26 protein-coding genes and 2 pseudogenes are annotated in these 25,680 nt (G+C 75.1%); 14 read left to right on the top strand and 14 right to left on the bottom strand.

The window, feature by feature from the left end; all coding sequences use genetic code 11:
- Positions 1 to 22: 22 nt before the first annotated feature.
- Positions 23 to 2,119: a S9 family peptidase gene (locus tag O7633_RS20490; protein ID WP_282323556.1), complete on the top strand. Its 2,097-nt coding sequence runs from the start codon at positions 23 to 25 to the stop codon at positions 2,117 to 2,119.
- 55 nt (positions 2,120 to 2,174) lie between these two features.
- Here the strand turns inward: O7633_RS20490 and O7633_RS20485 are convergent, their stop codons facing one another.
- Positions 2,175 to 3,122, bottom strand: a complete 948-nt coding sequence (locus O7633_RS20485; protein WP_282323555.1) for a threonine/serine dehydratase — start codon at positions 3,120 to 3,122, stop codon at positions 2,175 to 2,177.
- A 30-nt stretch (positions 3,123 to 3,152) separates the two neighbouring features.
- Complete coding sequence (locus O7633_RS20480; RefSeq protein ID WP_282323554.1) at positions 3,153 to 3,722, bottom strand: TIGR03086 family metal-binding protein; 570 nt, start codon at positions 3,720 to 3,722, stop codon at positions 3,153 to 3,155.
- 32 nt (positions 3,723 to 3,754) lie between these two features.
- Here O7633_RS20480 and O7633_RS20475 point away from each other — a divergent pair, with 32 nt between their 5' ends.
- On the top strand, positions 3,755 to 4,660 hold the full coding sequence (locus O7633_RS20475) for a helix-turn-helix domain-containing protein (RefSeq protein WP_282323553.1): 906 nt from the start codon (positions 3,755 to 3,757) through the stop codon (positions 4,658 to 4,660).
- 56 nt (positions 4,661 to 4,716) lie between these two features.
- Here the strand turns inward: O7633_RS20475 and O7633_RS20470 are convergent.
- Positions 4,717 to 4,806 (bottom strand): annotated as a pseudogene (locus O7633_RS20470) (DUF397 domain-containing protein); the annotation flags it as partial.
- Between the two features lie 204 nt (positions 4,807 to 5,010).
- On the opposite strand from O7633_RS20470, the gene O7633_RS20465 reads away from it, so the two are divergent.
- The gene (locus O7633_RS20465; protein WP_278130880.1) at positions 5,011 to 5,250 is read left to right on the top strand and encodes a hypothetical protein; all 240 of its coding nucleotides are present in this window, start codon (positions 5,011 to 5,013) and stop codon (positions 5,248 to 5,250) included.
- A 45-nt stretch (positions 5,251 to 5,295) separates the two neighbouring features.
- Here the strand turns inward: O7633_RS20465 and O7633_RS20460 are convergent, their stop codons facing one another.
- The 6 genes from O7633_RS20460 to O7633_RS20435 are packed head-to-tail and all read right to left on the bottom strand — an operon-like array spanning position 5,296 to position 10,891.
- Entirely contained in the window at positions 5,296 to 6,837 is a 1,542-nt protein-coding gene (locus tag O7633_RS20460; protein ID WP_282323552.1) for a SpoIIE family protein phosphatase, read from the bottom strand.
- 2 nt (positions 6,838 to 6,839) lie between these two features.
- Positions 6,840 to 8,165, bottom strand: coding sequence for a sensor histidine kinase (locus tag O7633_RS20455; RefSeq protein ID WP_282328604.1), 1,326 nt, complete (start codon positions 8,163 to 8,165; stop codon positions 6,840 to 6,842).
- A 32-nt stretch (positions 8,166 to 8,197) separates the two neighbouring features.
- Complete coding sequence (locus tag O7633_RS20450) at positions 8,198 to 9,214, bottom strand: ATP-binding SpoIIE family protein phosphatase (RefSeq protein ID WP_282328603.1); 1,017 nt, start codon at positions 9,212 to 9,214, stop codon at positions 8,198 to 8,200.
- Positions 9,211 to 9,630 (bottom strand): ATP-binding protein, encoded by a 420-nt coding sequence (locus O7633_RS20445; RefSeq protein WP_178062929.1) that lies wholly within the window; start codon positions 9,628 to 9,630, stop codon positions 9,211 to 9,213. Before O7633_RS20445 ends, O7633_RS20450 begins: the two co-directional genes overlap by 4 nt.
- Positions 9,627 to 10,031, bottom strand: a complete 405-nt coding sequence (locus tag O7633_RS20440; RefSeq protein ID WP_278130875.1) for an STAS domain-containing protein — start codon at positions 10,029 to 10,031, stop codon at positions 9,627 to 9,629. Before O7633_RS20440 ends, O7633_RS20445 begins: the two co-directional genes overlap by 4 nt.
- Complete coding sequence (locus O7633_RS20435; protein ID WP_278130873.1) at positions 10,031 to 10,891, bottom strand: STAS domain-containing protein; 861 nt, start codon at positions 10,889 to 10,891, stop codon at positions 10,031 to 10,033. The genes O7633_RS20440 and O7633_RS20435 overlap by 1 nt, the downstream gene beginning before the upstream one ends.
- Before the next feature lie 164 nt (positions 10,892 to 11,055).
- Between O7633_RS20435 and O7633_RS20430 the strand changes: the two genes are divergently transcribed.
- On the top strand, positions 11,056 to 11,412 hold the full coding sequence (locus O7633_RS20430) for an STAS domain-containing protein (RefSeq protein WP_178062926.1): 357 nt from the start codon (positions 11,056 to 11,058) through the stop codon (positions 11,410 to 11,412).
- A gap of 9 nt (positions 11,413 to 11,421) precedes the next feature.
- Here O7633_RS20430 and O7633_RS20425 read toward each other — a convergent pair whose 3' ends face one another.
- Entirely contained in the window at positions 11,422 to 12,576 is a 1,155-nt protein-coding gene (locus O7633_RS20425; protein ID WP_278136306.1) for an MFS transporter, read from the bottom strand.
- A gap of 290 nt (positions 12,577 to 12,866) precedes the next feature.
- Here O7633_RS20425 and O7633_RS20420 point away from each other — a divergent pair.
- The 4 genes and pseudogenes from O7633_RS20420 to O7633_RS20405 form a co-directional block, all read left to right on the top strand.
- Positions 12,867 to 13,529: pseudogene (locus O7633_RS20420) on the top strand (FCD domain-containing protein); the annotation flags it as partial.
- A gap of 40 nt (positions 13,530 to 13,569) precedes the next feature.
- Entirely contained in the window at positions 13,570 to 14,043 is a 474-nt protein-coding gene (gene mscL, locus O7633_RS20415; RefSeq protein ID WP_282323551.1) for a large conductance mechanosensitive channel protein MscL, read from the top strand.
- 81 nt (positions 14,044 to 14,124) lie between these two features.
- Entirely contained in the window at positions 14,125 to 14,364 is a 240-nt protein-coding gene (locus O7633_RS20410) for a hypothetical protein (RefSeq protein ID WP_278130867.1), read from the top strand.
- A 45-nt stretch (positions 14,365 to 14,409) separates the two neighbouring features.
- Complete coding sequence (locus O7633_RS20405) at positions 14,410 to 14,793, top strand: hypothetical protein (RefSeq protein WP_278130865.1); 384 nt, start codon at positions 14,410 to 14,412, stop codon at positions 14,791 to 14,793.
- Between the two features lie 155 nt (positions 14,794 to 14,948).
- Here the strand turns inward: O7633_RS20405 and O7633_RS20400 are convergent, their stop codons facing one another.
- Positions 14,949 to 16,274 (bottom strand): benzoate/H(+) symporter BenE family transporter, encoded by a 1,326-nt coding sequence (locus O7633_RS20400; RefSeq protein ID WP_282323550.1) that lies wholly within the window; start codon positions 16,272 to 16,274, stop codon positions 14,949 to 14,951.
- Between the two features lie 56 nt (positions 16,275 to 16,330).
- On the opposite strand from O7633_RS20400, the gene O7633_RS20395 reads away from it, so the two are divergent.
- The 4 genes from O7633_RS20395 (at position 16,331) to O7633_RS20380 (ending at position 19,765) form a co-directional block, all read left to right on the top strand.
- Complete coding sequence (locus O7633_RS20395) at positions 16,331 to 16,915, top strand: XRE family transcriptional regulator (protein ID WP_278130861.1); 585 nt, start codon at positions 16,331 to 16,333, stop codon at positions 16,913 to 16,915.
- A 126-nt stretch (positions 16,916 to 17,041) separates the two neighbouring features.
- A complete protein-coding gene (locus tag O7633_RS20390; RefSeq protein ID WP_278130859.1) occupies positions 17,042 to 17,764 on the top strand; it encodes a protein phosphatase 2C domain-containing protein in 723 nt (240 codons plus the stop codon).
- Entirely contained in the window at positions 17,761 to 18,957 is a 1,197-nt protein-coding gene (locus tag O7633_RS20385; RefSeq protein ID WP_282323549.1) for a GNAT family N-acetyltransferase, read from the top strand. The genes O7633_RS20390 and O7633_RS20385 overlap by 4 nt, the downstream gene beginning before the upstream one ends.
- Positions 18,958 to 19,018: 61 nt before the next feature.
- The gene (locus O7633_RS20380; RefSeq protein WP_282323548.1) at positions 19,019 to 19,765 is read left to right on the top strand and encodes a ZIP family zinc transporter; all 747 of its coding nucleotides are present in this window, start codon (positions 19,019 to 19,021) and stop codon (positions 19,763 to 19,765) included.
- 23 nt (positions 19,766 to 19,788) lie between these two features.
- Here O7633_RS20380 and O7633_RS20375 read toward each other — a convergent pair whose 3' ends face one another.
- Together O7633_RS20375 and O7633_RS20370 are read right to left on the bottom strand one after the other, a co-directional pair.
- Positions 19,789 to 20,871, bottom strand: coding sequence for an NAD-dependent epimerase/dehydratase family protein (locus tag O7633_RS20375; protein WP_282323547.1), 1,083 nt, complete (start codon positions 20,869 to 20,871; stop codon positions 19,789 to 19,791).
- A 45-nt stretch (positions 20,872 to 20,916) separates the two neighbouring features.
- Positions 20,917 to 21,222: a hypothetical protein gene (locus O7633_RS20370; protein WP_282323546.1), complete on the bottom strand. Its 306-nt coding sequence runs from the start codon at positions 21,220 to 21,222 to the stop codon at positions 20,917 to 20,919.
- Between the two features lie 93 nt (positions 21,223 to 21,315).
- Here O7633_RS20370 and O7633_RS20365 point away from each other — a divergent pair, with 93 nt between their 5' ends.
- Both O7633_RS20365 and O7633_RS20360 read left to right on the top strand, forming a co-directional pair.
- A complete protein-coding gene (locus O7633_RS20365) occupies positions 21,316 to 22,224 on the top strand; it encodes an AraC family transcriptional regulator (RefSeq protein ID WP_282323545.1) in 909 nt (302 codons plus the stop codon).
- Positions 22,225 to 22,364: 140 nt separating this feature from the next.
- The gene (locus tag O7633_RS20360) at positions 22,365 to 25,130 is read left to right on the top strand and encodes a LuxR family transcriptional regulator (protein WP_282323544.1); all 2,766 of its coding nucleotides are present in this window, start codon (positions 22,365 to 22,367) and stop codon (positions 25,128 to 25,130) included.
- On the opposite strand, the gene O7633_RS20355 is transcribed toward O7633_RS20360, so the two are convergent.
- Complete coding sequence (locus O7633_RS20355) at positions 25,066 to 25,668, bottom strand: ferritin-like domain-containing protein (protein ID WP_282323543.1); 603 nt, start codon at positions 25,666 to 25,668, stop codon at positions 25,066 to 25,068. The genes O7633_RS20360 and O7633_RS20355 overlap by 65 nt on opposite strands.
- Positions 25,669 to 25,680 lie beyond the last annotated feature (12 nt).

The following is a 25,680-nucleotide window of genomic DNA, read 5'->3' as shown; positions in this document are numbered from 1 at the left end:
GACGGACGGTAACCTGACCGGCGTGACCACCGAGACTCCCGTGCCCGTCGCCAAGCGGGTCCCCAGCGAGCGCACCCACCACGGCGACACCGTCGTCGACGAGTACGCCTGGCTGGCCGCCAAGGACGACCCGGAGACGATCGCCCACCTGACGGCGGAGAACGCGCACACCGAGGCGCGCACCGCGCACCTGGCGGAGCTGCGGGCCGCCCTGTTCGAGGAGACGCGCCGGCGCACCCAGGAGACCGACCTGTCGGTGCCGGCCCGCAAGGGCGACCACTGGTACTACACGCGCACGGTCGAGGGCCAGCAGTACGGCGTGCACTGCCGCCGCGCGGTGCGCGACGGCGAGACCGACCCGCCGGTCAGCGTGGACGGCGCGCCGCTCGACGGCGAGGAGGTGCTGCTCGACGGCAACCTGCTCGCCGAGGGGCACGACTTCTTCTCCCTCGGCGCGTTCGACGTGAGCCCCGACGGGCGCTGGCTGGCCTACTCGACGGACTTCAGCGGCGACGAGCGGTTCACGCTGCGGGTCAAGGACCTGACCACCGGCGAGGTGCTGGCCGACGAGGTGCCGGGCACGTTCTACGGCACGGCCTGGTCCGCCGATGCCTCGGTGCTGTTCTACGTCACCGTCGACGACGCCTGGCGGCCCCACCGGGTGTGGCGGCACCGGATCGGCACCCCGTCCACCGAGGACGTGGTGGTCCACCAGGAGGACGACGAGCGGTTCTGGGTCGGCGTCGAGCTGACCCGGTCGGAGAAGTTCGTCCTGATCGACATCCACAGCAAGATCACCAGCGAGGTGCTGGTCATCCCCGCCGGCAACCCCACCGGCGAGCCGGCGTCCGTCGCGCCCCGACGGCAGGGCGTGGAATACAGCGTCGAGCACCACGGGCACCGCTTCCTGATCCTGCACAACGACGACGCCGAGGACTTCGCGCTCGCGTACACCTCGGCGGACGCGCCCGGCGACTGGGTGCCGCTGATCCCGCACACCCCCGGCACCCGGCTGGAGTCGGTCGACGCGTTCGCCGACCACCTGGTCGTGTCGCTGCGCACCAACGGGCTGACCGGGCTGCGGGTGCTGCCGGTCGGCGGCGGCGACGGTCACGACATCGACTTCCCCGAGCCGCTCTACAGCGTCGGGCTGGACAGCAACCCGGAGTACCGCACCCGGCAGGTCCGGCTGCGCTACGCCTCGCTGGTCGCTCCCGAGTCGGTGTACGACTACGACCTGGTCACCCGGGAGCTGACCCTGCGCCGCCGCAAGCCGGTCCTGCCCGGCCCGGACGGCCGCGAGTACGACCCGGCCGACTACGAGCAGCACCGGGACTGGGCGCTCGCCGACGACGGCACGCGCGTGCCGATCTCGCTGGTCTGCCGGGCCGGCACCCCCCGCGACGGCTCGGCCGGCTGCGTCATCTACGGCTACGGCTCGTACGAGGCGAGCATGGACCCGTGGTTCTCCGTCGCCCGGCTCTCCCTGCTGGACCGGGGCGTGGTCTTCGCCGTCGCGCACGTGCGGGGCGGCGGCGAGCTGGGCCGGCGCTGGTACGACCAGGGCAAGATGCTGGCCAAGAAGAACACGTTCACCGACTTCGTGGCCTGCGCCCGGCACCTGGTCAAGTCGGGCTGGACGTCGGCCGACCGGCTGGTGGCCCGGGGCGCGTCGGCCGGCGGCCTGCTGATGGGCGCGGTGGCCAACCTCGCGCCGGACGCGTTCGCGGGCATCGTCGCGCAGGTGCCCTTCGTGGACCCGCTCACCTCGATCCTCGACCCGTCGCTGCCGCTGACCGTCACCGAGTGGGAGGAGTGGGGCAACCCCCTCGACGACCCGGAGGTGTACGCGTACATGAAGTCGTACGCGCCGTACGAGAACGTGGCGGCGGTGGACTACCCGGCGATCCTCGCGGTGACCAGCCTCAACGACACCCGGGTGCTCTACCACGAGCCGGCCAAGTGGATCGCCCGGCTGCGGGCGGTCGCCCCGCAGGGCGACTACCTGCTCAAGACGGAGATGGGCGCCGGGCACGGCGGCCCCAGCGGCCGGTACGACTCGTGGCGCGAGGAGGCGTTCGTCAACGCCTGGATCCTCGACCGCCTGGGCGCCGCGTAAGGAAGGGCCCCCTGTTAACGCATCCGGTCGAGAAGGGCACCCTTCTCACCACTGGTCACGCGGTGGTGAGAAGGGCGGCCAGCACCTGCGGGTCGGCGTTGCCGCCGGTGATCACCGCGGCCGTACGCCCCGGCGGCAGCTCGTCCGCGCGGAACAGCCGGGCGGCCGTGGCCACCGCGCCGCTGGGCTCGACGACCAGCCGGGCCTCGCGGATCAGGCGACCGGCGGCCGCCCGGATCTCCTCCTCGGTCACCGTGACGATGCCGTCGAGGCGGTCCCGCAGGTGGGCCAGCGTCAGCTCCGACAGGTTGGTACGCAGCCCGTCCGCGCAGGTGCGGTAGGCCAGCTCCACGTCCCAGGTGACCACCCGCCCGGCGGCGAGCGACTCCCGCGCGTCGGCGGCGAGCAGCGGCTCGACGCCGTACACGGCGGTCGACGGGCGCAGCGCCTTCACCGCCGTGGCGACCCCGGAGGCGAGGCCACCCCCGCCGACGGGCACCAGCACCACGTCGACGTCGGGCAGGTCGGCGACGATCTCCGCCCCGACGGTGCCCTGGCCGGCGATGATCCGCCGGTCGTCGAACGGCGGCACCAGGGTCGCCCCCGTCTCGGCGACGATCCGCTGGGCCTCCGCCAGCCGCCGGGCCGGCGGGACGAGCAGCACCTCCGCCCCGAACGCCCGCATCCGGGCGACCTTCACCTCCGGCGCGCCCTCGGGCACCACCACCGTGCACGGCACGCCGGCGGCCCGCGCCGCGTACGCGAGGGCCTGGCCGTGGTTGCCGGACGAGTGGGTGACCACCCCCCGGGCCCGCGCGTCGGGGTCGAGCCGGGCGACCGCGTGGGTGGCCCCGCGCAGCTTGAACGACCCGACCGGTTGCAGGCTCTCCGGTTTCAGCCACAGCCCGTCGTCCCACGGCGCGGCCAGCAGCGGCGTGCGCAGGACGGTCGGCGCGATGTCGGCGGCGGCGGCCCGGATGTCGTCGAGCGTCACGAGGTCCACGGCCCCATCCTGCCCTGCCGAGGGTGGGGGTCAGTTCGGGGACCAGTTGGGGTCGCGGCCCATCCGGGCTACGGCACGCTCCAGGTCGGTGGCGTTCGGCGGGGCGGTGACCGGGGCGGCGAAGGCACCCTGCTGCTGGCCCATCTCGCCCATCCGGTCCATGAACGCGTCAAGCGTGGCGATCACGGCCGGCGCGGCCTCGTACGGCTGGCCGGTGGCCCGCGCCAGGTCCCACGCGTGCACGGTCAGGTCGATCAGCGCCATGTCGCCGATGGTCTCCTGCGGCAGGCCCATCCCCGGCGACACGCCCTCCAGCGCGGCCGGATCGGCCCACGCCGCCACCAGCCGCTCCGTCTCGGCGGCGAACCGGTCCCGCCAGCCGTCGGTGAGCAGGTCGGTCTTGTCGGCCCAGTCCGCCGACTGCCGGGCGGCCATCGCCTGGAAGTTGACCACCACCTGAAAGAGATGCCCGAGCAGGTCCCGCACGGTGTAGTCCGCGCACGGGGTCGGCAGGTCGAACTGGTCGTCGGAGATCGCCCGGACCACCGCCACGGCGCGTGGCGCGGCATCCGCCAGCAGTTCACTAGTCTTCGTGGTCATAGGGGCAGCGTATGCAGCCCGGGAGGGCAAGCTTGAAGAAATGCGACAGCGGCCCGCGCGCCGACAACCGGGGCATCCTCGACCCCGCGCGGCTGCGGCGCGAGGTCCGCTTCCGCCGCCGGCTGCCCGCCGCCGCCCTGCTCCCGTACGTCGAGCACTACTGGCTGATCGACTGGGACCTCGATGAGCCGTTCGAGCAGCGGGTGCTCCCGCACCCGGCGGTCAACCTCGTCTTCCGCCGCGACCCGGCGGACGGTCCGGCTTCCGGGTCCGCCGAGGTGGCCGGCGTCGGGCGGGGGCTGTTCCGGATCACCCTCGCCGGCACCGGCCGGGTCAGCGGCGTGCAGTTCCGCCCCGGCGGGTTCCGCCCGTTCTGGCCGGGGCCGGTCGCCGAGCTGACCGGCGAGCGCCGCCCGCTGCCCGCCGGGCTCGTCGGGGGCCGGCACCCCTGCGACGGTACGGACGACGAGCGCGCCGCCACCCTCGACGCCCTCCTGCTCACCTGGCACCCCCGCCCCGCCTCGCTGCCGGCCTCCCCGTCGGCGGCCGGCGTCGCGGCGGCCAGTGTCCCGGCGGCCGACCCGCCGACGGCGGAGGCGCTGGCGCTGGCCGGGGAGATCCGCACCGACCGCAGCGTGTTGCGGGTCGACGACCTGGCCCGCCGGCACGGCACCACCACCCGACGCCTGCAACGGCTGTTCCTCGACCACGTCGGCGTCGGCCCGAAGTGGGTGATCCGGCGGTACCGCATCCAGGAGGCGATCGAGCACGCCGCCAGCGGTGGGCCGGTGGACTGGGCGGCCGTCGCCGCCGACCTCGGGTACGCCGACCAGGCCCACCTGATCCGCGAGTTCGCCGCCGAGACGGGCCTCACCCCGGCCGCGTACGCCCGCTCGCTCCACCGGCCGGCGAGAAGCTCGCTCAGCCGGCCGGGGTGAAGCGGGTCAGCCAACGGGGGGTGAAGCGGGTCAGTTGGACGGGGCGAGGCGGGTGGGAAGGCTCCCCACGTCGCCGGGGCGAACGCCAGCACCGGGCCGGTGCGGTCCTTCGAGTCGCGCACGACCACCACGCCGGGCAGGTTGCCATGGGACCTGCGGAATCGCGGCCCGGACGCCCGGACGGCCCGGGCCGCGACCATTCATACAGTAACCGTCACATCAGCGGAATGTGACCCCAGTAGGCCCGTTCGGTCGTCTTCCCCCGCGATTCCCCGACCCGGGCGGAACCACGCGGGGGCGCGACTGGCACGACGGCACGTCCCCGCACCAGTCGAGAAGGGACAGCCACAGTGGATGAACGGCCCCGGGACCCGGCCCGCGAACACGCGACGCAGGCTCGCGAACGCCCGCCGGCCCGGGGGCATCTGCCGGTCCGGTCGATCCGGCTCTGCCGGGTCCGCGGCGGGCCGTGGCCCTGCTCGCCTGCCCGCCGCCGGCTCCTGCACGAGTACGCTGACGCGCCCGTCACGCTCGCCGTCCACCTCGCCGGGCTGATGCTGAAGGCGGGCGAGCAGCGCGACGGGTGTTAGGAAGGGGCCCCTTTACAACAGAAAGCGTTAACAAGGTGCCCTTCCTTACCTGCGGCGGACCGCCACCACCGCCACGTCGTCCTGGATCTCCGTGGGGGCCAGCTCGACCACCAGCCGCTGGCAGAAGCCCTCCAGGTCGTCGTCCACCGTCTCGGCGCAGCGGGCCAGGGCGGCCAGCCCCTCGTCGATGGTGGCGTCCCGCCGCTCGATCAGCCCGTCGGTGTAGAGCACCAGCGTCGACCCGGCCGGCAGCACGAACTCCAGGTCGGCGGGGCGGTCCGCGCGCACGCCGAGCAGCGGCGCGGAGTGGTTGACGTACTCCACCTGGCCGGCGCGGCTGATCAGCGGCGGCAGGTGACCGGCGCTGGCCAGCCGGATCCGGCCGGTGCCGGGGTGCAGCAGCAGCACGCAGAGGGTGGCCAGCTCGCCGGGGAGCAGCGCGCGCATCAGCGCGTCGACCCGGGTCAGGACCACGCCGGGCGGGTGCCCCTCGACCGCGTACGCCCGCACCGCGTGCCGCAGCTCGGCCATCACCGTCGCCGCGTGCAGCGAGTGGCCGGCCACGTCGCCGATGGCCACCAGCAGCTCGTCGCCGAGCATCACCAGCTCGTAGAAGTCCCCGCCCACCTCGGTCTGCGCGCTGGCCGGCTCGTAGCGGACGGCGAGGTCCAGCCCGGTCACCTCGGGCAGCCGGCGCGGCAGCAGGCTGCGTTGCAGGGTCACCGCGATCCGGTGCTCCTCGTCGAGGGTGCGCTGCGCCTCCACGGCCGCCGCGAGGGCCTGGGCGAGCTGCCGCACCACCGGGGCGTCGGGGAGCAGGGCCCGGGGCGGCACCGCCACGTAGATGGGGGACCGGTCGGGGCGCAGCCGGGCGACCGCGACGACCAGCTCCGGCTCGCCGCCCCAGTCGTGCACCGCCCACTCGGCCGGGTCCACCTGCTCGCGCAGGATCGCCCCGATCGGCACGTCGCCGGCCGGCATCGGCCAGGGCCGGACCACGGGCTCCGCGCCGGGGCCGGTGGTGGCGGCGGCGAGCGTGGTCCCGTCCATGGTCTCGGCCAGCACGACGACGGGGGTGGCGAGCATCTCCGCCGCGCCCTTCGCCGCGGCGACCATCAGGCGGGGGAAGCTCGGTGCGGAGTTGACGGCGAGGGTCGTCTCGGCGAGCCGGCTGAGCCGGTCGGCGAGCAGCTCGGCGCGCTGCCGGGCCCGGTAGTAGCGCAGCACGGCATGGGTGGTGGCGACCAGCTCGTCCGGCTCGATGGGCTCGGCCAGGTAGGCGTCCGCGCCCCGGGTCAGGCCCTGCGCCCGGTCGTTGACGTCGACCGCGTGCGCCGAAACGTGGATCACCGGCATCGCCGGGTGGGCCTTCTTGATCCGTTCGCAGACCTCGAACCCGGTCAGGTCGGGCAGCCGGACGTCGAGCACCACCAGGTCGATCGGGTCCACCCCGACCCGCGCCAGGGCCTCGCCGCCGCTCTCCGCCTCCAGCGTCGCGAAGCCGGCCCGGCTCAGCCAGCTCACCAGGAGGTAGCGCTTGGTGCGGCTGTCGTCGACGACCAGCACGGTCCCCTGACCACCGTCCACCGTCACGCTCCGCCCACGGGCAGGACGACGGTGAAGGTGCTCCCCTGTCCCAGGCTGCTGACCAGCTCCAGGGTGCCGCCGAGCAGGTGCGTCACCCGCCGGGCGTACGGCAGGCCGAGGCCGGTGCCGCCGATGCGGGTGCTCCCGGGCACCTGATAGAACTCCTCGAAGATCCGCTCGTGCAGCTCGGGGGCGATACCCGCGCCGGTGTCGGAGACGGCCAGCCGCCACCGCCCGTCGCGGACCTCGGCCCGCAGCCGGACCTCGCCCCGCTCGGTGAACTTGAGCCCGTTGTGCAGCAGGTTGCGCAGCACCTGGGCGAGCAGCACCTCGTCGGAGCGGACCGTGCCGGGCGGCGGCGGGTCCTCCACCACCAGGTCGACGCCGGGCTTGGTGGACAGTGCCCGCAGGGTGCCGCGGAGCTGGCCGAAGACCGCCCGTAGGTCGACCTCGGTCCAGTTCGGCTCCAGCCGCCCGGACTCGGCCTTCGCGAGGTCGAGCAGGTCGTTGACCAGGCCGAGCAGGTCGGTGGCGGAGTCCCGGATCAGCCCCACCTGGCGGGCCTGCTCGGCGGTGAGCGGGTCGGACGCGGAGTCGGCCAGCAGCCGGCTCAGCCCGATGACCGCGGTCACCGGGGCGCGCAGCTCGTGGCTGACGTTGGCCAGGAACCGGCTCTTGGACTCGCTGGCGGTGCGGAGTTGGGCCGACTTCTCGTCCAGCTCGGCGTAGAGCGCGACCACGCCCCGGTTGGTCTCCTCCAGCTCCTCGGTGAGCTGGTTGTAGAGCGCCATCACGCCCCGGTTGGTCTCCTGGAGCTCCTCGTTGAGCACGGCCAGCTCGCCGCGCTGGCTGCGCACCTCGTCGAGGGCGGCGATGAGCTGCTCGTTCTGGAGGGCGAGCTCGTCCAGGGCACTGGCCGGAGCGGAGCTGCCGAGTTCGGCGCGCAGCTCGGCGAGGCGCTCCGGGGTCAGCGCCTGCGCGTTGGCCGGGACACGTCGGGACATCCTCACGACCGTATCGCCCCCGCGGCCCACCACGCCCAGCATGTCCACGAGGCGTGCCACCGCGCCGGACTGCGGCTCGTACCGGCCGCCGGGGAGTGGGCGCACCAGGGCCAGGTCGACGCGCAGGTGGACCGGGCCCTGCACCTCGACGACGGCGGAGAAGGTGACGTCCGCACCGCCGCAGAGGCGCAGCAGGTCCCGGGCCACCTCGCTCAGCGCGGTGGCGAGCCGGACCTGGTCCTGGTGTTCCAGCCCGACCGCCTCGGCCACCTCCCGGCCCCGCTGCCGGACGAGGAAGATGTCGTGCTCGACCCGCAGCGCCATCTGGAGCAGCGCCGGGCCGCCCGCCGGGCCCGTCACCAGGGTGCCCTCGCGGCGAGTACGCACGCGTCGTCCCGCCGCACCCCGGCGTCGCGTAGCACGGTCGCGGCCAGCACCAGCGGGGCGCGCCCGGCCAGGCCGGGATAGTCGTCGAACTGCCAGCGGTCCGCCACCCCGTCACTGTGCATCACCAGCGTCGCCCCGGCGGGGAAGGCGTACTCGTATTCGCGGACGACGGGTCGCTGGTGGCCGGCGATGCCGGGCAGGGAGACGAGCCCGCGCCGCCGCTCGCCCTCGGCGAGCACGGTCGCCGCGATGTTGCCGAGTCCGGCGTACCGGAGCAGGTGGGCCTCCCCGTCCAGCTCGGCGACGGCCAGCGCGGCCCCCCGGGTATGCGACATCGACCGGTGCAGGTGCTGCACCACGGCGGCCGGCGGGGCGGCCGGGGCGGCCCGGAACGCGGCGAGCGCCGCGTCGGTCGCGGCCGCGGCCAGGGGGCCGTGCCCGAGCCCGTCGCAGACCAGCACCTGGTGCCGTCCCTCGGCGACGCGGACGGCGTATCCGTCGCCGCTGACCTGCTCGCCGGTCAGCGGCCGGGTCAGCGCCCCGGCCCAGGACTGCTCCGGGGCGGGCCCCTTCGGCCAGATCTGCACGGCGAGCACGGTGCCCCGGCCGGGGCGGGAGTAGCCGTCGAACCAGTCCGCCTGGCGCATGATGGCGCCGAGGCCGATGCCGAGCGTGCCGGCGGTGGAGTGGCCGTCCCGGGAGGAGACCGTGAGGTCGGCCATGCCCGGCCCGGAGTCGATGGCGACGAGTTCCACGCCGGCCCGGTCGCCGACGCGCACGGGGCGCAGCAGCAGCACGCCGTCCTCGGCGTGCTTGACCAGGTTGCTGGTCAGCTCGGCGGCGACGATGGCCAGGTCGGCGGTGCGGGCGTCGCCGATGCCGAGCTGCGCGCCCAGCCGTTCGGCGGCCCGCCGGACCGAGCTGGCCGCGCTGCCGCTCTCGACCCGGAACCAGAGGCCGTGGTCGGAGACGGCGTCCGGGGTCATCGGGACCACTTGGTGACCGTGATCCGGGTGCCCCGCCCCGGGCCGGTGTCGATGGCGAACTCGTCGACGAGGCGGCGGGCGCCGCTGAGGCCGAGCCCGAGGCCGCCGCCGGTGGTGTAGCCGTCGGTGAGGGCCAGGTCCAGGTCGGCGATGCCGGGGCCGTCGTCGGCGAAGACGATCCGCACCCCGCGCCGCAGGCCGTTGTCCACGACGGACACCTCGGCGCTGCCGCCGCCGCCGTAGACCAGGGTGTTGCGCGCGAGTTCGCTGGCGGCGGTGACCAGCTTCGTCTGGTCGACCAGCGAGAGCCGGACCGCCACCGCGACCGTACGCACCAGCTGGCGGACCCGCACCACGTCCTCGTCGCTGCGGATCGCCTGGGCCTGCGGGTGGCCCAGGTCGACGCCCGCGGTCACCTCGTGTCCGTGGGCTGGTCGCCGGGCTCGTCGACGTCGTAGTGGTCGTCGCGGGTCGCCGCGATCAGCTCCATGCCCCGCTCCACGTTGAGGGCGGTGCGGATGCCGTTGAGCGACAGGCCCAGCTCGACCAGGGTGATGGCGACGGCGGGACGCATCCCGACCACCACCGTCTCGGCGTCGAGCACCTTGGAGATGGAGGCGATGGTGGAGAGCATCCGGCCGACGAACGAGTCGACGATGTCCAGCGCCGTGATGTCGATGATCACGCCGTGGCAGCCGGTGGCGACGATCCGCTCGGCCAGGTCCTCCTGGAGCTGCACCGCCGTCTGGTCGGACATGTCGACCTGGATCGAGACGAGCAGGATGTCGCCGATCTTCAGGACCGGCACCCGCTCCATCAGGACTCCCGGCGCGGCTGGCGGCGCGCCGTTTCCACGCCTGTCAGCCGCAGCACGTGTCGCAGCGCGTCGGCGAGGCTGGCCTTGGTGGCGATGTCGCCGAACTCGATGCCGAGGGCGACGATGGTCTGGGCGATCTGCGGACGGATGCCGGAGATGATGCAGTCGGCGCCCATCAGCCGGGCGGCCACCACGGTCTTGAGGATGTGCTGGGCGACCTGGGTGTCGACCGCCGGCACGCCGGTGATGTCGATGATCGCGTACGGCGAGCTGGTGTCGACGAGGGTCTGGAGCAGCCGCTCCATCACCACCTGGGCGCGGGCGGAGTCGAGCGTGCCCACCAGCGGGACGGCGACCACGCCCTCCCAGATCTTGACGACCGGGGTGGAGAGTTCGAGCAGCTGCTCGGCCTGGTCGGCGATCAGGCTCTCCCGGGTGCGGACGAAGCTCTCGAAGGTGAACAGCCCCATCTGGTCGACCAGGGCGGAGAAGGCCACGTAGTCGCGCAGCGCCGTGTCGGCGGCGTCGGCCTCCAGCAGCTCCAGCAGGACGTCCTTGAGGGCGTACACGCTGATCGCCGTCTCGGTGGCGGTGAAGCCCTGCCGGGCCCGGCCCCGGGACAGCTCGGCCAGCACGGCGCGCAGCTCGCCGGCCGATTCGGACTCCAGGTCGAACCCGCCGCCGCGGGCGGCCTCGATGACGGCGTGGTGCAGCTCCTGCACCTGGCGACGCAGCTCCGCCTGGCTGAGCCGGCCGCGTAGCGAGGCGGCCAGCAGCTCCGCCCAACGCTGGGTGATCCGCTCGGCGTGCTCGTCGAGCAGACCGGTCAGGCGACCGCTTTCCTCCGCGCTCAACGCCACGGCATCCTCCCTAGGACCTGGATCGGCCGGACTCTACCACCGGGTAGCCGGGAAGTAGTTGTCCCACGGCAACGACATGACGACCGGCACCCCGGCGCTCCCGGTTCTGCGCCGAACCCCGCTCGTGGGATACGGTTCCACCGATAACAGCAGGAGGTCGGCGAATGTCCTTGACGGTGCAGACGGAACAGCGCGGCGACGTGGTCGTCGTGTCGGTCGCGGGCGAGCTGGACATGGCGACGGCCCCGCAGCTCCAGGACCAGATCACGGACCTGCTGGACAAGGGCCGCAGCCGTCTCGTGTTCGACCTGGCGGAGGTTTCGTTCTGCGACTCGACCGGGCTGTCGGTGTTCGTGCGCGCCAAGAACAGCTGCGACGAGGCCGGGGGCGTGGTCCGGCTGGCCGCGCCGCAGCGCGGGGTGCTGCGCATCCTGGAGGTCAGCGGGCTCGTCGAGGTGCTGCACACCTACCCGACGGTGGAGCAGGCCGTCGCGGGCGACCCCACGCCGACCTCCTCCTGACCGTCCCGCTCAGCGCTCGTCCTCGACGAAGCGGGGGCGGGCGATGACCAGGCCCGCGCCCGTCTGCACGGCGAGGGCGACGAGCAGGAACCCGATCGGCGCGGTCCACCCGCCGGTCGCCTCGTAGAGGACGCCGACCAGCAGCGGCCCGAGCGCCGCGATCACATAGCCGGTGCTCTGTGCGAACGCCGACAGCGCCACCGTCCCCTCCGCCGTGCGGGCGCGCAGCCCGATGGTGGTGAGGATCAGCGGGAACGCGCCCTGGCCGAGGGCGAGCAGGGCCACCCAGAGCAGCGCGCCGCCGCGCGGCGCGAGCGCCAGCCCCAGGTAGGACACGGCCGAGAAGGCGGTCAGCCCGAACACCAGCGGGCGCAGCGTCCGCAGCCGGCCGGCGAGCGTCGGCATCAGCAGCGCCACCGGCACGCCGAGCGCGGTCACCCCGGCCAGCAGCAGCCCGGCCGTCTCCGGGCGGAAGCCGGCGTCGCGGAAGAGCTGGGCCAGCCAGCCCATGATCGCGTACCCGCTCAGCGACTGCGCGCCGAAGTAGACCGCCATCGCCCAGCCGAGCCGCGTCCGCGCCGGCCGCACCCGGGCCGGGGCGGCGACGGCCACCGCGCCGGTGGCGGCCCGTCGCGCGGCGCGGGCCCGCAGCGCCAGGGGCACCCACGGGAGTACGGCCAGCGCGGCCAGCCCGGCCCAGACCCCGAGCCCGGCCCGCCAGGAGCCGAAGGCGTGCGCCACCGGCACCGCCGACGCGGCGGCCACCGTCGTGCCCGTCGTCAACGCCATCGTGTACGCCCCGGTGACCAGCCCGGTGCGGTGCGGGAAGTGCTGCTTCACCAGCATCGGCAGCAGGATGTTCGCCACCGCGATGCCGGCCAGCGCGAGCGCGCTGGTGGCCACGAAGACCAGCGCGGAGTCGGTGACCACGCGCAGCACCTGCCCGACGGCGAGGGCCGTCATGGCGACCACGAGCACCCGGGCCGGGGCGTACCGCCGGACCAGCCAGGGGGTGAGCGCGCCGAGCCCGGCGAAGGCGATCGTCGGCAGGGTGGTGACGAGACCGGCCATCGCCCCGGAGAGCCCGAGGCCGGTGCGGACCTCGCCGAGCAGCGCGCCGAGGCTGGTCACGGCGGCGCGCAGGTTGAGGGCGACCAGCAGCATCCCGGCCAGCACCAGCAGGCCGCCGGTCGCGGGCTTCGGGCCGGGGGCCGGCGCGACGGGCGCGGGGGCCGGGGCCACGTCGACGGTCGGTCGGGGCCGGGCTGCCCCGGTGACGGGTTCCGCGATGACGGTCGGTGGCGGGGTCATGGTCTTCAACCTACAATCATGGGATGAATCCTGGGCAGGTGATGTAACCAGTGCCACCGTCGGCTGATTCCGCACCTCCGCCCGACCCCGCCGCCCGCCCCGGCCCCACGCCCCCGCCCGACCCCGCATCCCCGCCCGGTGCCGCCGCGCCCCCGCCCCGGGGCCAACGCGTCCGGCAGACGACCGAGCAGCTCCGGGCCCGTATCCTCGGCGGCGAGTGGCCGGTGGGCGGCCGCATCCCCACCGAGCCGCAGCTCGTCGCCGCCCTCGGGGTGGGGCGCAACACCGTCCGGGAGGCCGTCCGCGCCCTGGTGCACGCCGGGGTGCTGGAGTGCCGGCAGGGCTCCGGGACGTACGTGGTGTCGACCGACGAGCTGGCCCCCGTGGTGGCCCGCCGGCTCACCGACGACCGGATGACCGAGGTCGTCGAGGTGCGCCGCGCCTTCGAGGTGGAGGCGGCGCGGCTGGCCGCGCTGCGGCGTACCCCGGCGGACCTGGCCGCCCTCGACGGCGCGCTCGCCGCCCGCGAGGCCGCCTGGCGCGCGGGCCGGGTCGACGAGTTCGTCGAGGCCGACGCGGCCCTGCACACGGCGGTGGTGGCCGCCGCACACAACCGCATGCTCGCCGAGCTGTACGCGTCGGTCGGCGCGGCGCTGCGCAGCACGATCAGCCAGGCGACCGGCGACGCGCTGGAGCCCGAGCGGTACGTCGACCACGCCCGGCTGGTGGACGCGATCCGGGCCGGCGACCCGGCCTTGGCGGCCCGGGAGGCTGGTGCTTTCCTGGAGCCCTCCCCGGGGGAATAGGTTGCCCGGGAAACCGAACCGGACACCACGGGAGTGACGGATGCTCAAGGGCTTCAAGGACTTCATCATGCGCGGCAACGTCGTCGACCTCGCGGTCGGCGTCGTCATCGGCGCGGCGTTCACGGGCGTGGTCACCCAGCTGACCAAGTCGTTCCTGGAACCGCTGATCCGCGTCTTCGTGCTGCTGATCACCGGCAGCAAGGACGGGCTCGCCGGCACGGCCCCGGAGTTCCGGGGCATCGCCTTCGACTGGGTCGCCTTCGTCAACGCGGCGATCACCTTCGCGCTCACCGCGGCGGCGCTCTACTTCCTGGTCGTCTACCCGATGAACAGGCTGGCCGAGCGGCGCAAGCGCGGCGAGGAGCCGCCGCCGGCCGCTCCCAGCGAGGAGGTCAAGCTGCTCACCGAGATCCGGGACGCGCTGGTGGCCGCCGGCCACACCACCCCCGGCCAGCAGCGGGGCGCCCTGGACGACGTGCTCGGCCGCAACCCGGAGCCCCCGGCCGCGCGCTGACGCCCACCGCGACACATCCGGCCCTCACGGGATCCCGTGGGGGCCGGACCCTGTCGTACACATGTTCGATAGAGTCCGGCCATGGAGCAGCGTAAGCACTGGTGGAACGGCAAATGGGGGCGGCTGGCCCGGCGGGACGTCTTCCTCCGGGTCGACGGCGACCGGTGGCACGTCGAGCAGCGCGCCGGGGGCGCGGAGGGGGTCTCCCGGTTCTACGAGCACCCCAGCGCGGAGGAGGCCGAGGAGACCGTCCGCGCGCTGCTCGCCGGGGCGGACGGGTGGCGGGAACTGTCTCCCCGGCCGCCGTCCGGGTGGGCCTGACCGGCGCGGCGTTTAGTCCGGTGGCCGGGCGGGAACCGCCCCGGGATGGAGCAGCAGGGGACGGATCAGCAGGCGGGCATCTCCCGCGTCACCACCGGGATGCCCGTGGTCGACGTGACCGGCGTCGAGGTCGGCACCGTGGACCTCGTCCAGCGGGGCGACCCGAACGCGCTGACCGTGCAGGCGTCGACCGCCCCCACCGCCGACCCGGGCGGCAGCCTGGACGAGTTGATCGAATCCGCGGCGGTCGAGGAGCCGGACGTCCCGGCCGACCTGGCCGCCCGCCTGCTGCGCACCGGCTACCTGAAGGTCTCCACCGACCACGCCCCGACCGGCGCGGTCTACGTGCTCGCCGACCAGATCGCCGCCGTCGCCGACGGCCGGGTACGCCTCGGCGTCCTCGCGGCGAGCCTCCCCGCCGAGGAGTGACCCCAGCGGGCCTCGATCGCCGTCGGCCTTGACCGCCCCGGGCCACTTGGTCGACTCCGGTTGGTCGACTCCGGGCCCCTTGATCGACTTCATGTCGGCGACATTGGGGTATCCCGGGGCGGTTTTCCCCACCATGTCGCCGACATGGAGTCGATCTAGCGCTCCGCCGGCCCAGCCGACGCCCGCCCAGCCGACGCCGGCTCGACGGGCTCGACGAGCGCTACCGGCTCGACCGGCGGAACCGACCGCGCGGGCTCGACGGGCGCGGGCGGCTCGACCGGAGCCGGCTCGACCGGCGCGGCGGGCGCAGTCGGCGCGGCGTGGTCGCCCGCGCGGCGGCGACGCAGCAACAGCAGCATCAGCCAGCCGGCGAGCAGCCCCCAGAACGCGCCCCCGACGCCGAGCAGGCTCACTCCGGAGGCGGTGACGACGAAGGTCACCACGGCCGCCTCCCGGGTCGCCGGGTCGGCGACGGCCGCCGACACCGCGCCGGCGAGCGCGGCGAGCAGCGCGAGCCCCGCCACGGCCTCGATCAGCACGGGCGGGGAGAGCAGCACGAGGGCGGTGGCGACGCCCGCGCCGAGGCCGAGCAGCGCCAGCCCGACCCCCGCCGTGACCGAGGCGACCCAGCGGCGCTCCGGGTCCGGGTGGGCGTCGGGGCCGGCGGCCAGCGCGGCGGTGATCGCGGCGAGGTTGACCGCGTGCCCGCCGACGGGCGCACCGATCGCGCTGGCCAGGCCGGTGACCCGCAGCGCGGAGCCTAGCGGGGGGCGGTAGCCGTACCCGGTGAGCACCGCCATGCCGGGGACGTTCTGCGCGGCCATGGTGACCAGGAACAGCGGCAGGGCCAGACCGATCACCGCCGGCACCGTCCACTCGGGCGCGGTGAGCACGAACACCGGCCGCAGGCCGTGCGCGCCGATGCCGCCCGGCGTGGTCGCGGCGATGGCGACCGCCGCCGCGACGAGCGCGGCGGGCACCGCCCAGCGCCGGGCGAAGCGGTGCAGGACGAGCCAGGTGACGACCACCGGCGCGGCCAGCTTCGGCACCTCGACCAGGGCGCGGACCGGCGCGGTGCACAGCGGCAGCAGCACCCCGGCCAGCATCGCGGCGGCGATCGGCCCGGGGATCGCGGCCACCGCCCGGCCGAGGGCCGGGAAGAGGCCGGCGGCGACGATCAGCGCACCGCAGACGACGAACGCGCCGACGGCCGCCGGCCAGCCGCCGGGGACCGGGCCGGTGGCCACCAGCAGCGCCGCACCGGGGGTGGACCAGGCGATCGCCATCGGCAGCCGGTGACGCAGGCCCAGCCACACCGCGCAGAGGCCGGACGCGACGCTGACCGCGAGCAGCCCGGAGGCGGCCTGCCGCTCGTCGGCGCCGACGGCGCGCAGCCCGGCGAGCACGACGGTGAACGAGCTGGCGAAGCCGACGAGCGCGGTCACCACCCCGGCGAGCACGGGTTGCAGCAGGCCGGCCACGTCTTCCCCCTTCGCCGTTCCGTTTACGGAACGATGGCGTGTAGCACGATAGCGGGATGGAGTCGCCGACACCAACCCCCCGAACGGCCCGGGAGCAGGCAGCCCGGGAGCAGGCAGTCACGGACGCCGGCACGGTCGGCGCCCGGGTGCGCGCCCTGCGCGAGGAGCGCGGCCTGTCACTGTCCACGCTGGCCCGGCTCGCCGGGGTGGGCAAGGCCACCCTCTCCGGCCTGGAGAACGGCACCCGCAACCCCACCCTGGAGACGCTCTACGCCGTGACCGCCCAGCTCGGGGTGCCGCTGACCGCGGCCCTCTCCGGGCCGGCGGCGACCCCCACGGTGCGCGGGGCGGCGGTGAGCGCCACCCTGCTGGAGGTGTTCACCGAGGCCGGGGCGACGTACGAGCTGTACCGGATGCGGGTCGCCCCCGGCGTCGGGCAGCTCTCCCCCGCGCACCAGCCCGGGGTCACCGAGCACGTCACCGTCTTCGCCGGGCAGCTCCGCGCCGGGCCGGTGGACGCCCCGCTGACCGCCGGTCCCGGCGGCCACCTGCGTTGGACGTCGGACGTGCCGCACGGCTACGCGGCGATCGGCGACGAGGAGGTGTGGGCGAGCCTGCTGCTGCGCTACCCCCGCCGCTGACCCGTCGGGCCGGTCGACCGTTCGGGCCGCCGGCCGGTCGGCCACCCGCGCCGACACAAGATTCTTTTCGGGCCGACCCCGGAGGGCGTAGAGACGCCGGGCGGGTCTTCTTGGCAAGCTTGTCGTATGACGCTGATCCTCCGCTCGGCCATCCTCAACGACGTCGGCCTCGTGCGGACCAACAACGAGGATTCCGCCCTCGCCGGTGACCGCCTCGTCGCCGTCGCCGACGGGATGGGTGGCCTGCCGGCTGGTGAGGTGGCGAGCGAGATCGTCATCCGCATCCTCGACGAGCTGGACCCGCCCACCACGACCGAGGGGGCCGCCGACGCGCTGCGGGCCGTGGTGAGCACCGCCAACCAGCGGATCCGGGCCGCCATCTCCGTCGACCCGGCGCGCGAGGGCATGGGTACGACGCTCACGGCCGGCCTGCTCGCCGGGGACGTCCTGGTCCTCGCGCAGGTCGGCGACTCCCGCTGCTACCTGCTGCGGGACAACGAGCTGACCCAGCTCACCCGGGACGACACGTTCGTGCAGGCGCTCGTCGACCAGGGCGCCCTCTCCCCGGACCAGGCGCGGCACCACCCGCAGCGGTCGCTGGTGACCCGCGCCGTGCAGGGCGCCGACACGCCCCCGGCGATCGGCACGCTCACCGTCTTCGGCGGCGACCGGCTGCTGCTGTGCAGCGACGGGCTCTCCGACTACGTGGACGACGCGGCGATCGCCGCCGCCCTCGCCATGTACGGCGACCGCCAGCAGTGCGGCGAGCAGCTCGTGAAGCTCGCCCACCAGGCCGGCGCGCCCGACAACGTCACCGTCGTCGTCTCCGACGTCAGCGCGCTCGCATGACCATCCGCCGGTTGACCAACGCCGAACGGCCGGCCACCTCCTTCCCGCTCCAGGCGTACGCCTTCGAGGCGTCCCCGATGCGGGCCGGGCGGGCCGAGGAGTTCCGCAGCTACCTGCCCTACCACGAGGCCACCCGCACCCTCGTCGCCGAGGAGGGCGGCGAGACGGTGGCCACCGTGTCGGCCATCCCGATGCGCCAGAACCTGCGCGGGGCGGTGCTGCCGATGGCCGGCGTCGCCGGGGTCGCCACCCACCCGCTGGCGCGGCGGCGCGGGCACGTCCGGGACCTGCTGCGCCTGCTCCTCGACGAGATGCGCGACGAGGGGCACCCGCTGACCACGCTGTACCCGTTCCGCGCTTCGTTCTACGAGCGCTTCGGCTACGTCGGGCTGCCCCGGGCGCGTACGGTGGCCTTCGCCCCGGCCGACCTGTCCCCGCTGCTGCGCGCGGACCTGCCCGGCGAGCTGGCCTGGGGCCGCAGCGGCGTCGGATACGCCGACCACCGCGCCTTCACCGAGCGCTGCCTGGCCGAGCGGCACGGGTTCGCGGTCTTCCCCGAGACGCGGGCGGTGCGGCAGCGCGACGACGACGACCGGTGGCAGCTCACCGCCCGCGTCGACGGCGAGACGGTCGGCGTGCTGACGTACCGGATCGACGACCACGGCGGCGAGCTGATCGGCGACGACCTGCTGGTCGTCGACCCGTACGCCCGGGCCCTGATCCTGCAGTTCCTCGCCCGGCACGTCGACCAGGTGGAGCGGGTCCGCCTGCGGGTCCCGGCGGACGAGCTGCCCGAGCTGTGGCTGACCGACCTGGCCGTGCACGTCGAGGCGCGGGTCGCCCGGCCCGGATCGTCCGCGCCGATGGCCCGGCTGCTCTCGCTCGACGCGCTGGCCGGGCTCCCCGCCGGGCCGGGCCGGGTCCGGGTGGAGCTGACCGGGGACCGGTGGCTCGCCGGCACCCACCTGCTCGACGGCGCGACCGGCCGGCTGGAGCTGCCCGGCGACGCCGGCACCGCCGGGTCCGTGCCGGCGGCGACGCTCACGGCGGCCGGGCTCTCCGCCCTGGCGTACGGGGTGCTGGACCCGGCGGAGGTCGACGTCCGGGGCCTGGGCCGGGTGCCGGCGGACGCCGCCGCCGAGCTGCGCCGGCTCTTCCCCCGCCGGTTGCCGTACCTCTTCGCGGACTTCTAGACCCTGGCCGCGGCGAGCGGGTGCTGTTTCGCGGCTCGGGGGCGCGGGTAGCGTCCTGCGGGTGCCGGAATGGTCGCAAGCGGGTGGTTGGGGGCTGCTGGCCGGGTCGGCGCTGCTGCTCGGGGCGGCGCTGGGCTGGTTCGTGCCCGTACCGCGCCGGGTCATCGCGTCGGTCATGGCCTTCGGGGCCGGGGTGCTGCTCTCCGCCGTCTCCTTCGAGTTGATCGCCGAGGCGCACGAGCAGGGCGGCCTGTTGCCCACCGCGGTCGGGGCGGCCGGCGGCGCGGTCGCGTACACCGGGGCGAACGTCCTGCTGGCCCGGCGGGGCGCGCGGCACCGCAAGCGCTCCGGCGCGCAGCCGTCGGAACGGGACGCGCCCGGCTCCGGGTCGGCGATCGCGGTGGGCGCGCTGCTCGACGGGATCCCCGAGTCGGTGGTGATCGGCGCGAGTCTGCTCACCGGCGGCCCGGTCAGCCTGGTCACGGTCGTCGCGGTCTTCCTCAGCAACGTGCCGGAGGGTCTGTCCAGCGCCGCCGGGATGCGCCGGGCGGGCCGGAGCAGCCGGTACGTCTTCGCCCTGTGGGCCGGGATCGCGCTGGTCAGCGGCCTCGCGGCGCTCGCCGGCTACACGCTGTTGGGTGGCGCGCCGCCGGAGGTGCTGGCTTCGATCACCGCGCTGGCGGCCGGCGCGATCCTCGCAATGATCACCGACACCATGGTCCCCGAGGCGTTCGAGGACGCGCACCTGCTGGTCGGCCTGATCACGGTCGCCGGCTTCCTGACCGCCTTCGCGCTCTCCCACGCCTGAGTGCGCCCCGGGCGCGGGCGAGGTCAGTAGGGGTTGGTCTGGCCCGGCGGGCGGGCGCGGAGCAGGGCCGCCGGGCGGCCCGGGCGGTCCGGGGCGGCGGACATCGGCGGGCTGGCCGTGTGCCCGCCGTGCGCCATCCCGGCGAACAGGTCCCGCAGGGCGGCCAGCGCGTCCATTTTCGGCCGCCAGCCCAGCTCGGCCTCGGCCCGGTCGCTGGACATCAGCGGGGCGTTCAAGGCCAGCTCGACCCAGCCGGCGTCCACCGGTTGCAGCCGGGCCCGCCAGGTCAGGGCCGCCGCGCCGCGCAGCAGCGGGGCCGCCACCGGCACCGTCCAGCCGTGGAAGTGCCGGGCCACCAGCTCCGGGGTGAGCACCGGGTCGGCCGCCAGGTTGAACGCGCCCCGCGCGTCGCCCAGCACCGCCCGGGCGTACGCGTCGGCCACGTCGTCGGCGTGCACGGCCTGCATCCGCAGGCGGCGGTGCGTGGGCACCAGCGGGAGGCGGCCGTACCGCAGCAGCCGCACCGGGGCCAGCGGCCCGAGGAAGTAGCGGGTGATCTCGGTGCCGGCGTCCCGCTGGAAGATCAGCCCGGGGCGCATCCGCACCACCCGCAGCCCCGGATGCTCCCGCTCGACCGCGTCGAGCAGCGCCTCCACGGCGGCCTTGTCCCGGCTGTACGACGACCCGGGCACCCCGGTCGTCGGCCACCGCTCGCTGACCGGGTGGTCCTTCGGGCCGGGCGCGTACGCGCCGACGGACGACGCGTACACCAGGGCGGGCGCCCGCGCGCGGAGCACCGCGTCGACCACGGCCCGGCTGCCGTCGACGTTGGTCCGGCGCAGCACCCGCTGGTCGTGGCTGGGCTGGATCTGCCAGGCCAGGTGGACCACGGCGTCCGCCCCGGCGAAGACCTCGGCCAGCCGGGCGGCGGCACCCGGTGCCCCGACGTCGCAGGGGTGCCACGCCAGCCCGTCGTACGGCTCACCGGCGTCCGGGCCGGGCGGGCGGCGGGCCACCCCGACCAGGTCCAGGCCCCGTTCCCGGCGTAGCCGGCGCAGCAGCGCCGTCCCGGCGTTCCCGCTCGCCCCCACCACCACGATCCGCATACCTGGCCCCGTACCCGCTGTGCGGGGGCCGAACCGCGCGGAGCGTCAGGGTCGGGGGGAGGTGCGTACCCAGCTCTGCCGCTGCCGGCGGTCCCGGCTGCCGCCGGTGGCGGCCAGGCAGCGCGAGCAGACGCGGCCCACCGCGTCGGCGGCGGTGAGCACGTCGGTCGAGGAGTAGTCGAAGCGGACGTGCGGGAAGCGGCGCAGCCTCGTCCGGCTCAGGGGCAGCCCGCACAGGGTCTGGTTCTGCCCGGACAGCCAGGCGTGCACCTCGCCGCCGGGCCGGCGTACCCCGTCGGGGCCGGTCTCCTCGCTCGACGCCGCCACCGCCGGCGCGCTACTGATCCGCATGCCCTCCGGTTCCCCTTCGGGGGCGATCCATCCGCCGGTCGCGGCGGGATCGGTCGGGGCCCTGGTCCTGGCCACGGTGCTTCAATGGTGGGCATGCCACTCGACGAGCTGCGCGTTCTGCTGGCCCGGCATGCCCGGCCCGACCTGAGCACGGGCATCCCCGATGTCCGTATCTTCCGCGCCGACCGGCCCAACCCGCCGACGCCGACCACCTACGGCAGGGTGCTGGCCCTCGTCGCCCAGGGCACGAAGCGGTTCGCGCTCGGCGACCGCGTGTACGAGTACCAGGCCGGCGACTATCTCGTCGCCTCGGTCGACCTGCCGGTGACCGCGCACTTCGCCCGCGCCAGCCCGGAGGAGCCGGCGCTCGGCTTCGGCCTGACCCTCCACCCGGCGGCCGTCGCCGAGGTGCTGCTCCAGGCGGACCCGGCGGACCTGCCGGAGCCTGCCGCCGACACACCGGCGGGCCTGGTCGTCAGCCGGGCCCCCGTCGAGCTGCTCGACGCCGCCGTCCGGTTGCTGCGCCTGCTCGACCAGCCCCGCGACATTCCCATGATCGCGCCCCTGATCAAGCGGGAGATCATCTGGCGGCTGCTCACCGGCGAGCAGGGCGGCGTCCTGCGCCAGTTCGGCCTGCCCGACAGCAGCCTCAGCCACGTCGCCCGGGCCGTCCAGTGGATCCGCGACAACTTTGCGCAGCCCTTCCGGGTCGAGGACGTGGCGCAGCAGGCGGGGATGAGCGTCTCCGCGTTCCACCGCAACTTCCAGGCCGTCACCTCGATGAGCCCGATCCAGTACCAGAAGCAGATCCGCCTGCAACGCGCGAGGCTGCTGCTCGCCGCCAGCCCCGGCGACATCGCCGGGGTCAGCCGCCGCGTCGGCTACGAGAGCCCCGCACAGTTCAGCCGCGAATACCGCCGGCAGTTCGGGGGCCCGCCCCGCCAGGACGCGGCCCGCCTGCACGCCCGGACCGCCCCGCGGGTCACGTCCCACGACAGTTGACCAGAACTCGCGTTTCCTTGCGCGATCCTGCCCGCCTGCCGGACGGACGTCCGGATGGCGAAACGTCCCCGGTAGCCTGCCCGGACAGGAAGGCAAGGTCGGCCGGGGCCGACGGACGACGACGGGCACGTGAGGTACGGGTGGCCGGTAGCGAACTGTTCGGACGCCGCGCCGACCTGGCGCAGCTCGCCGAGTTCCTCGACGGTGTACGCCAGGGCGGCGGCGCGCGGCTGATCTGCGGCGAGCCGGGGGTCGGCAAGTCCGCCCTGATGACCGCCGCGACGGAGTTCGCCCTCGCGGACGGGATGCGCGTGCTGCGGGCGTCCGGGTCGGAGTTCGAGGCCGACGTCAGCTACTCCGGCCTGCACGAGCTGCTGCTGCCCGCGTACGCGGCTCTCGACCGCCTCCCGCCCGGCCCGCGCGAGGCGCTGTCGGTGGCGCTCGGCTTCGGCGTCGGCGCGCCCCCGGACGTCCTCCTGGTCTGCAACGCCGCCCTGCTGCTCGTCACGGAGCTCACGGTCGACGGCCCGGTCGTGCTGGTGGTCGACGACGTGCACTGGCTCGACCGGGCGAGCGCCGTCGTCCTGGGCTTCGTCGCCCGGCGGCTGGCGGGTCGCCGGGCCGGGCTGCTGGCGTCGACCAGAACGGGTTCGGTGAGCTTCCTCGACCTGCGGGGGCTGGCCGAGCACGTCGTCGGGCCGCTCGACGACGAGGCCGCGGGGCGGCTGGTCGACGCCCGCCACCCGCAGTTGCCGGCGCGGGTGCGCCGACGCCTGCTCGACCTCGCCCAGGGCAATCCCCTCGCGCTGATGGAGCTGCCCGCCACGCTGCTGGGTTCCGTGCGACGCACGGAGACGCAACCCGAGGTGGTCCCCCTCAGCGACCGGTTGCAGGCGATCTTCGCGGCCCGGTTGACCGGGCTGCCCGAGGCGACCCGGCGGGTGTTGCTGCTCGCCACCTTCGAGGGCACCGGCGACGTCCGGGTGCTCCGCGCCGCCCTGCCCGACCAGCCCAGCCTGGCCGACCTGGCCCCCGCCGAGCGGGCGCAGCTCGTCCGGGTGGACGACGCCACGGCCCGGATCGCGTTCCGGCATCCGCTGATCCGGTCGGCGGTCGTGGCCCTGTCCACCCACGAGGAGCGCCGCACCGCGCACGTCGCCCTCGCCGGAGCCCTGCCCGACGACGGGGAACGCCGCGCGTGGCACCTCGCGGCGGCCGCCGTAGGCCCGGACGAGGCGGTGGCGGAACTCCTGGAGGAGGCGGCGCACCGGGTGATGCGCCGCGGGGACGGGTTCGCGGCGGTGGCGGCCCTGGTCCGCGCCGCCGAGCTGAGCGCCACCAGCGCCGGCCGGGGACGGCGGCTCGCCGAGGCCGCGTACATCGGCGCGGAGGCCAGCGGCACCATCGACGACGCGAAGATCCTGCTGACCGACGCCCGTCGGGCGGCTCCCGACTCGGCCGGTTCGCTGCACGCCGCCAACGCGACCGCCTTTCTCATGATCAACGGCGACGGCGACGTGAACACCGCCCACCGGCTGCTGGCGGGCGCCATCGAGACCGGCGACCACGGCTACCGGGCCGACGACCCCGCGCTCGTCGAGGCCATGCACACCCTGCTCCTGCTGTGCTGGTACGGCAGCACCCCGGAGTACTGGGAACCGTTCTTCGCGGTGCTGCGCCGGATGCGGCCCCGGCCGCCGGACGTGCTCGCGCTGGCGAGCGACAGCTTCGCCGACCCGGTGCGCACCGGGAAGGCGGCGCTGGGCCGGATCGACGCGGTGCTGCGGACGCTGACCGAGGACGCCGACCCCACCCGCATCATGCGGATCGGCACGGCCTCCGTGTATCTCGACCGTCTCGGCGACTCGCGGGAGGCGTCCTGGCGGCTGGTCCAGCACGGGCGCAACGGCGGCGCGCCCCGCCGGCACCTCGGTGCCCTGATGCACCTGTGCCTCGACGACTTCCTGACGGGCCGCTGGGACGAGGCCGGGGAACTCGCCGCCGAGGGCCAGCGGACCTGCGACACCAGCGGCTTCTCGTTCTTCGCGTGGTACTTCAGGTACAACCGGGCGATCCTCGCCGCCGGCCGGGGGCGGTTCGACGAGGCGTACGCGCTCGCCGACGAGATCACCCACTGGGCGCTGCCCCGGGGCGTCGCCGCCGCCGCGTTGTTCGCGCAGCACCCCCGGGTGCTCGCCGCCATGGGGCAGGGCGACTACGACGCCGCCTTCGGTCACGCCGCCGCGATGAGCCCGCCCGGCGTGCTCGCCTCCCACGTGCCGCACTGCACCTGGGTCATGTTCGACCTGGTCGAGGCAGCCGTACGCACCGGGCGCACGGCCGAGGCCCGGGCGCACGTCCGGGCGATGCGGGACGCGGACGTGGCCGCCCTGTCGCCCCGGATGGCCCTGCTCCAGGCCGGCGCGGAGGCTCTCGTCCTCGACGACGACGAGTCGGTGACCCGCCTGGAGGCCCTGCTGGCCGACGCCGCGACCCGGCGGTGGCTGTTCGACGCGTCCCGGGTGCGGTTGGCCCTCGGGGAGCGGCTGCGGCGGACCCGCTCGGCGACGGAGGCCCGGCGGCACCTGCTCGCCGCGCGCGACGGGTTCGCCGCCCTGGCGGCCGAGCCCTGGCTCGACCGGGTGGAAGGGGAACTGCGCGCCGGCGGTCACCGCCCGGCCCCCCGGCAGCGGGGTGACCTGACCGCGCTGACGGCGCAGGAACTCCAGATCGCGGAGCTGGCGGCCAGCGGCATGACCAACAAGCAGATCGCCGAGCGCCTGTACCTGTCCCACCGGACCGTCGGCGCCCACCTGTACCGGATCTTCCCCAAGCTGGGCGTCACGTCCCGGGCCGCGCTCCGGGACGCGCTGTCGCCGCCTGCTGCTGGGCAGGCTGCGCGCTGAGCTCGTCGGCCTGCGTCTCCTTCGCTTCGAGCAGCCGCTCCAGGAGCCGCCGCGTGGTGGGGTCGTCGTCGCCGATCCAGCGCACCGCCTCCTGCAACGTCTGAACGAGGATCCGCGCCCCGACGAGGTTCTGCGTCACGATGCCGACGACGTCACCGTCGGGGAACGCCCGGAAGGCGACCCGGGACCGGGCGCTCAGGTGCTGCGGGTCGTAGTCGCCGGCGCCACCGAGCTGCCGGATCCGGGTGGCGACCAGCCGGGCGTCGCCCCGGTCGCGGTCGGCCCCGGCGAACAGGAGCTCCGCGAGCGGCCGGGCCGACGGGGCGCGCACGGCCAGCGCGTGCTGCTCGTACTGCAACGAGGACACGACCAGGCTCGCCAGCAACACGTTGAGCAGGCGCGTGGTCGCCGTCAGGTCGGCCCGGTTCGACGGCGTGACCGGCCCGTCGTCGAGGTCGAACAGGGCCCGGTCGCGGACCTCGCGCATCCGCAGCACGCTGGGCGGCGGTGCAGGGTTTTCCCGTCCTGATGGCGTCACGCCGTCGATGGT

Origin of the sequence: Micromonospora sp. WMMD712, from assembly GCF_029581295.1 — a bacterium.
Taxonomy (GTDB): Bacteria; Actinomycetota; Actinomycetes; order Mycobacteriales; family Micromonosporaceae; genus Micromonospora; species Micromonospora carbonacea.
This window is presented reverse-complemented; position numbering and strand designations above follow the sequence as displayed.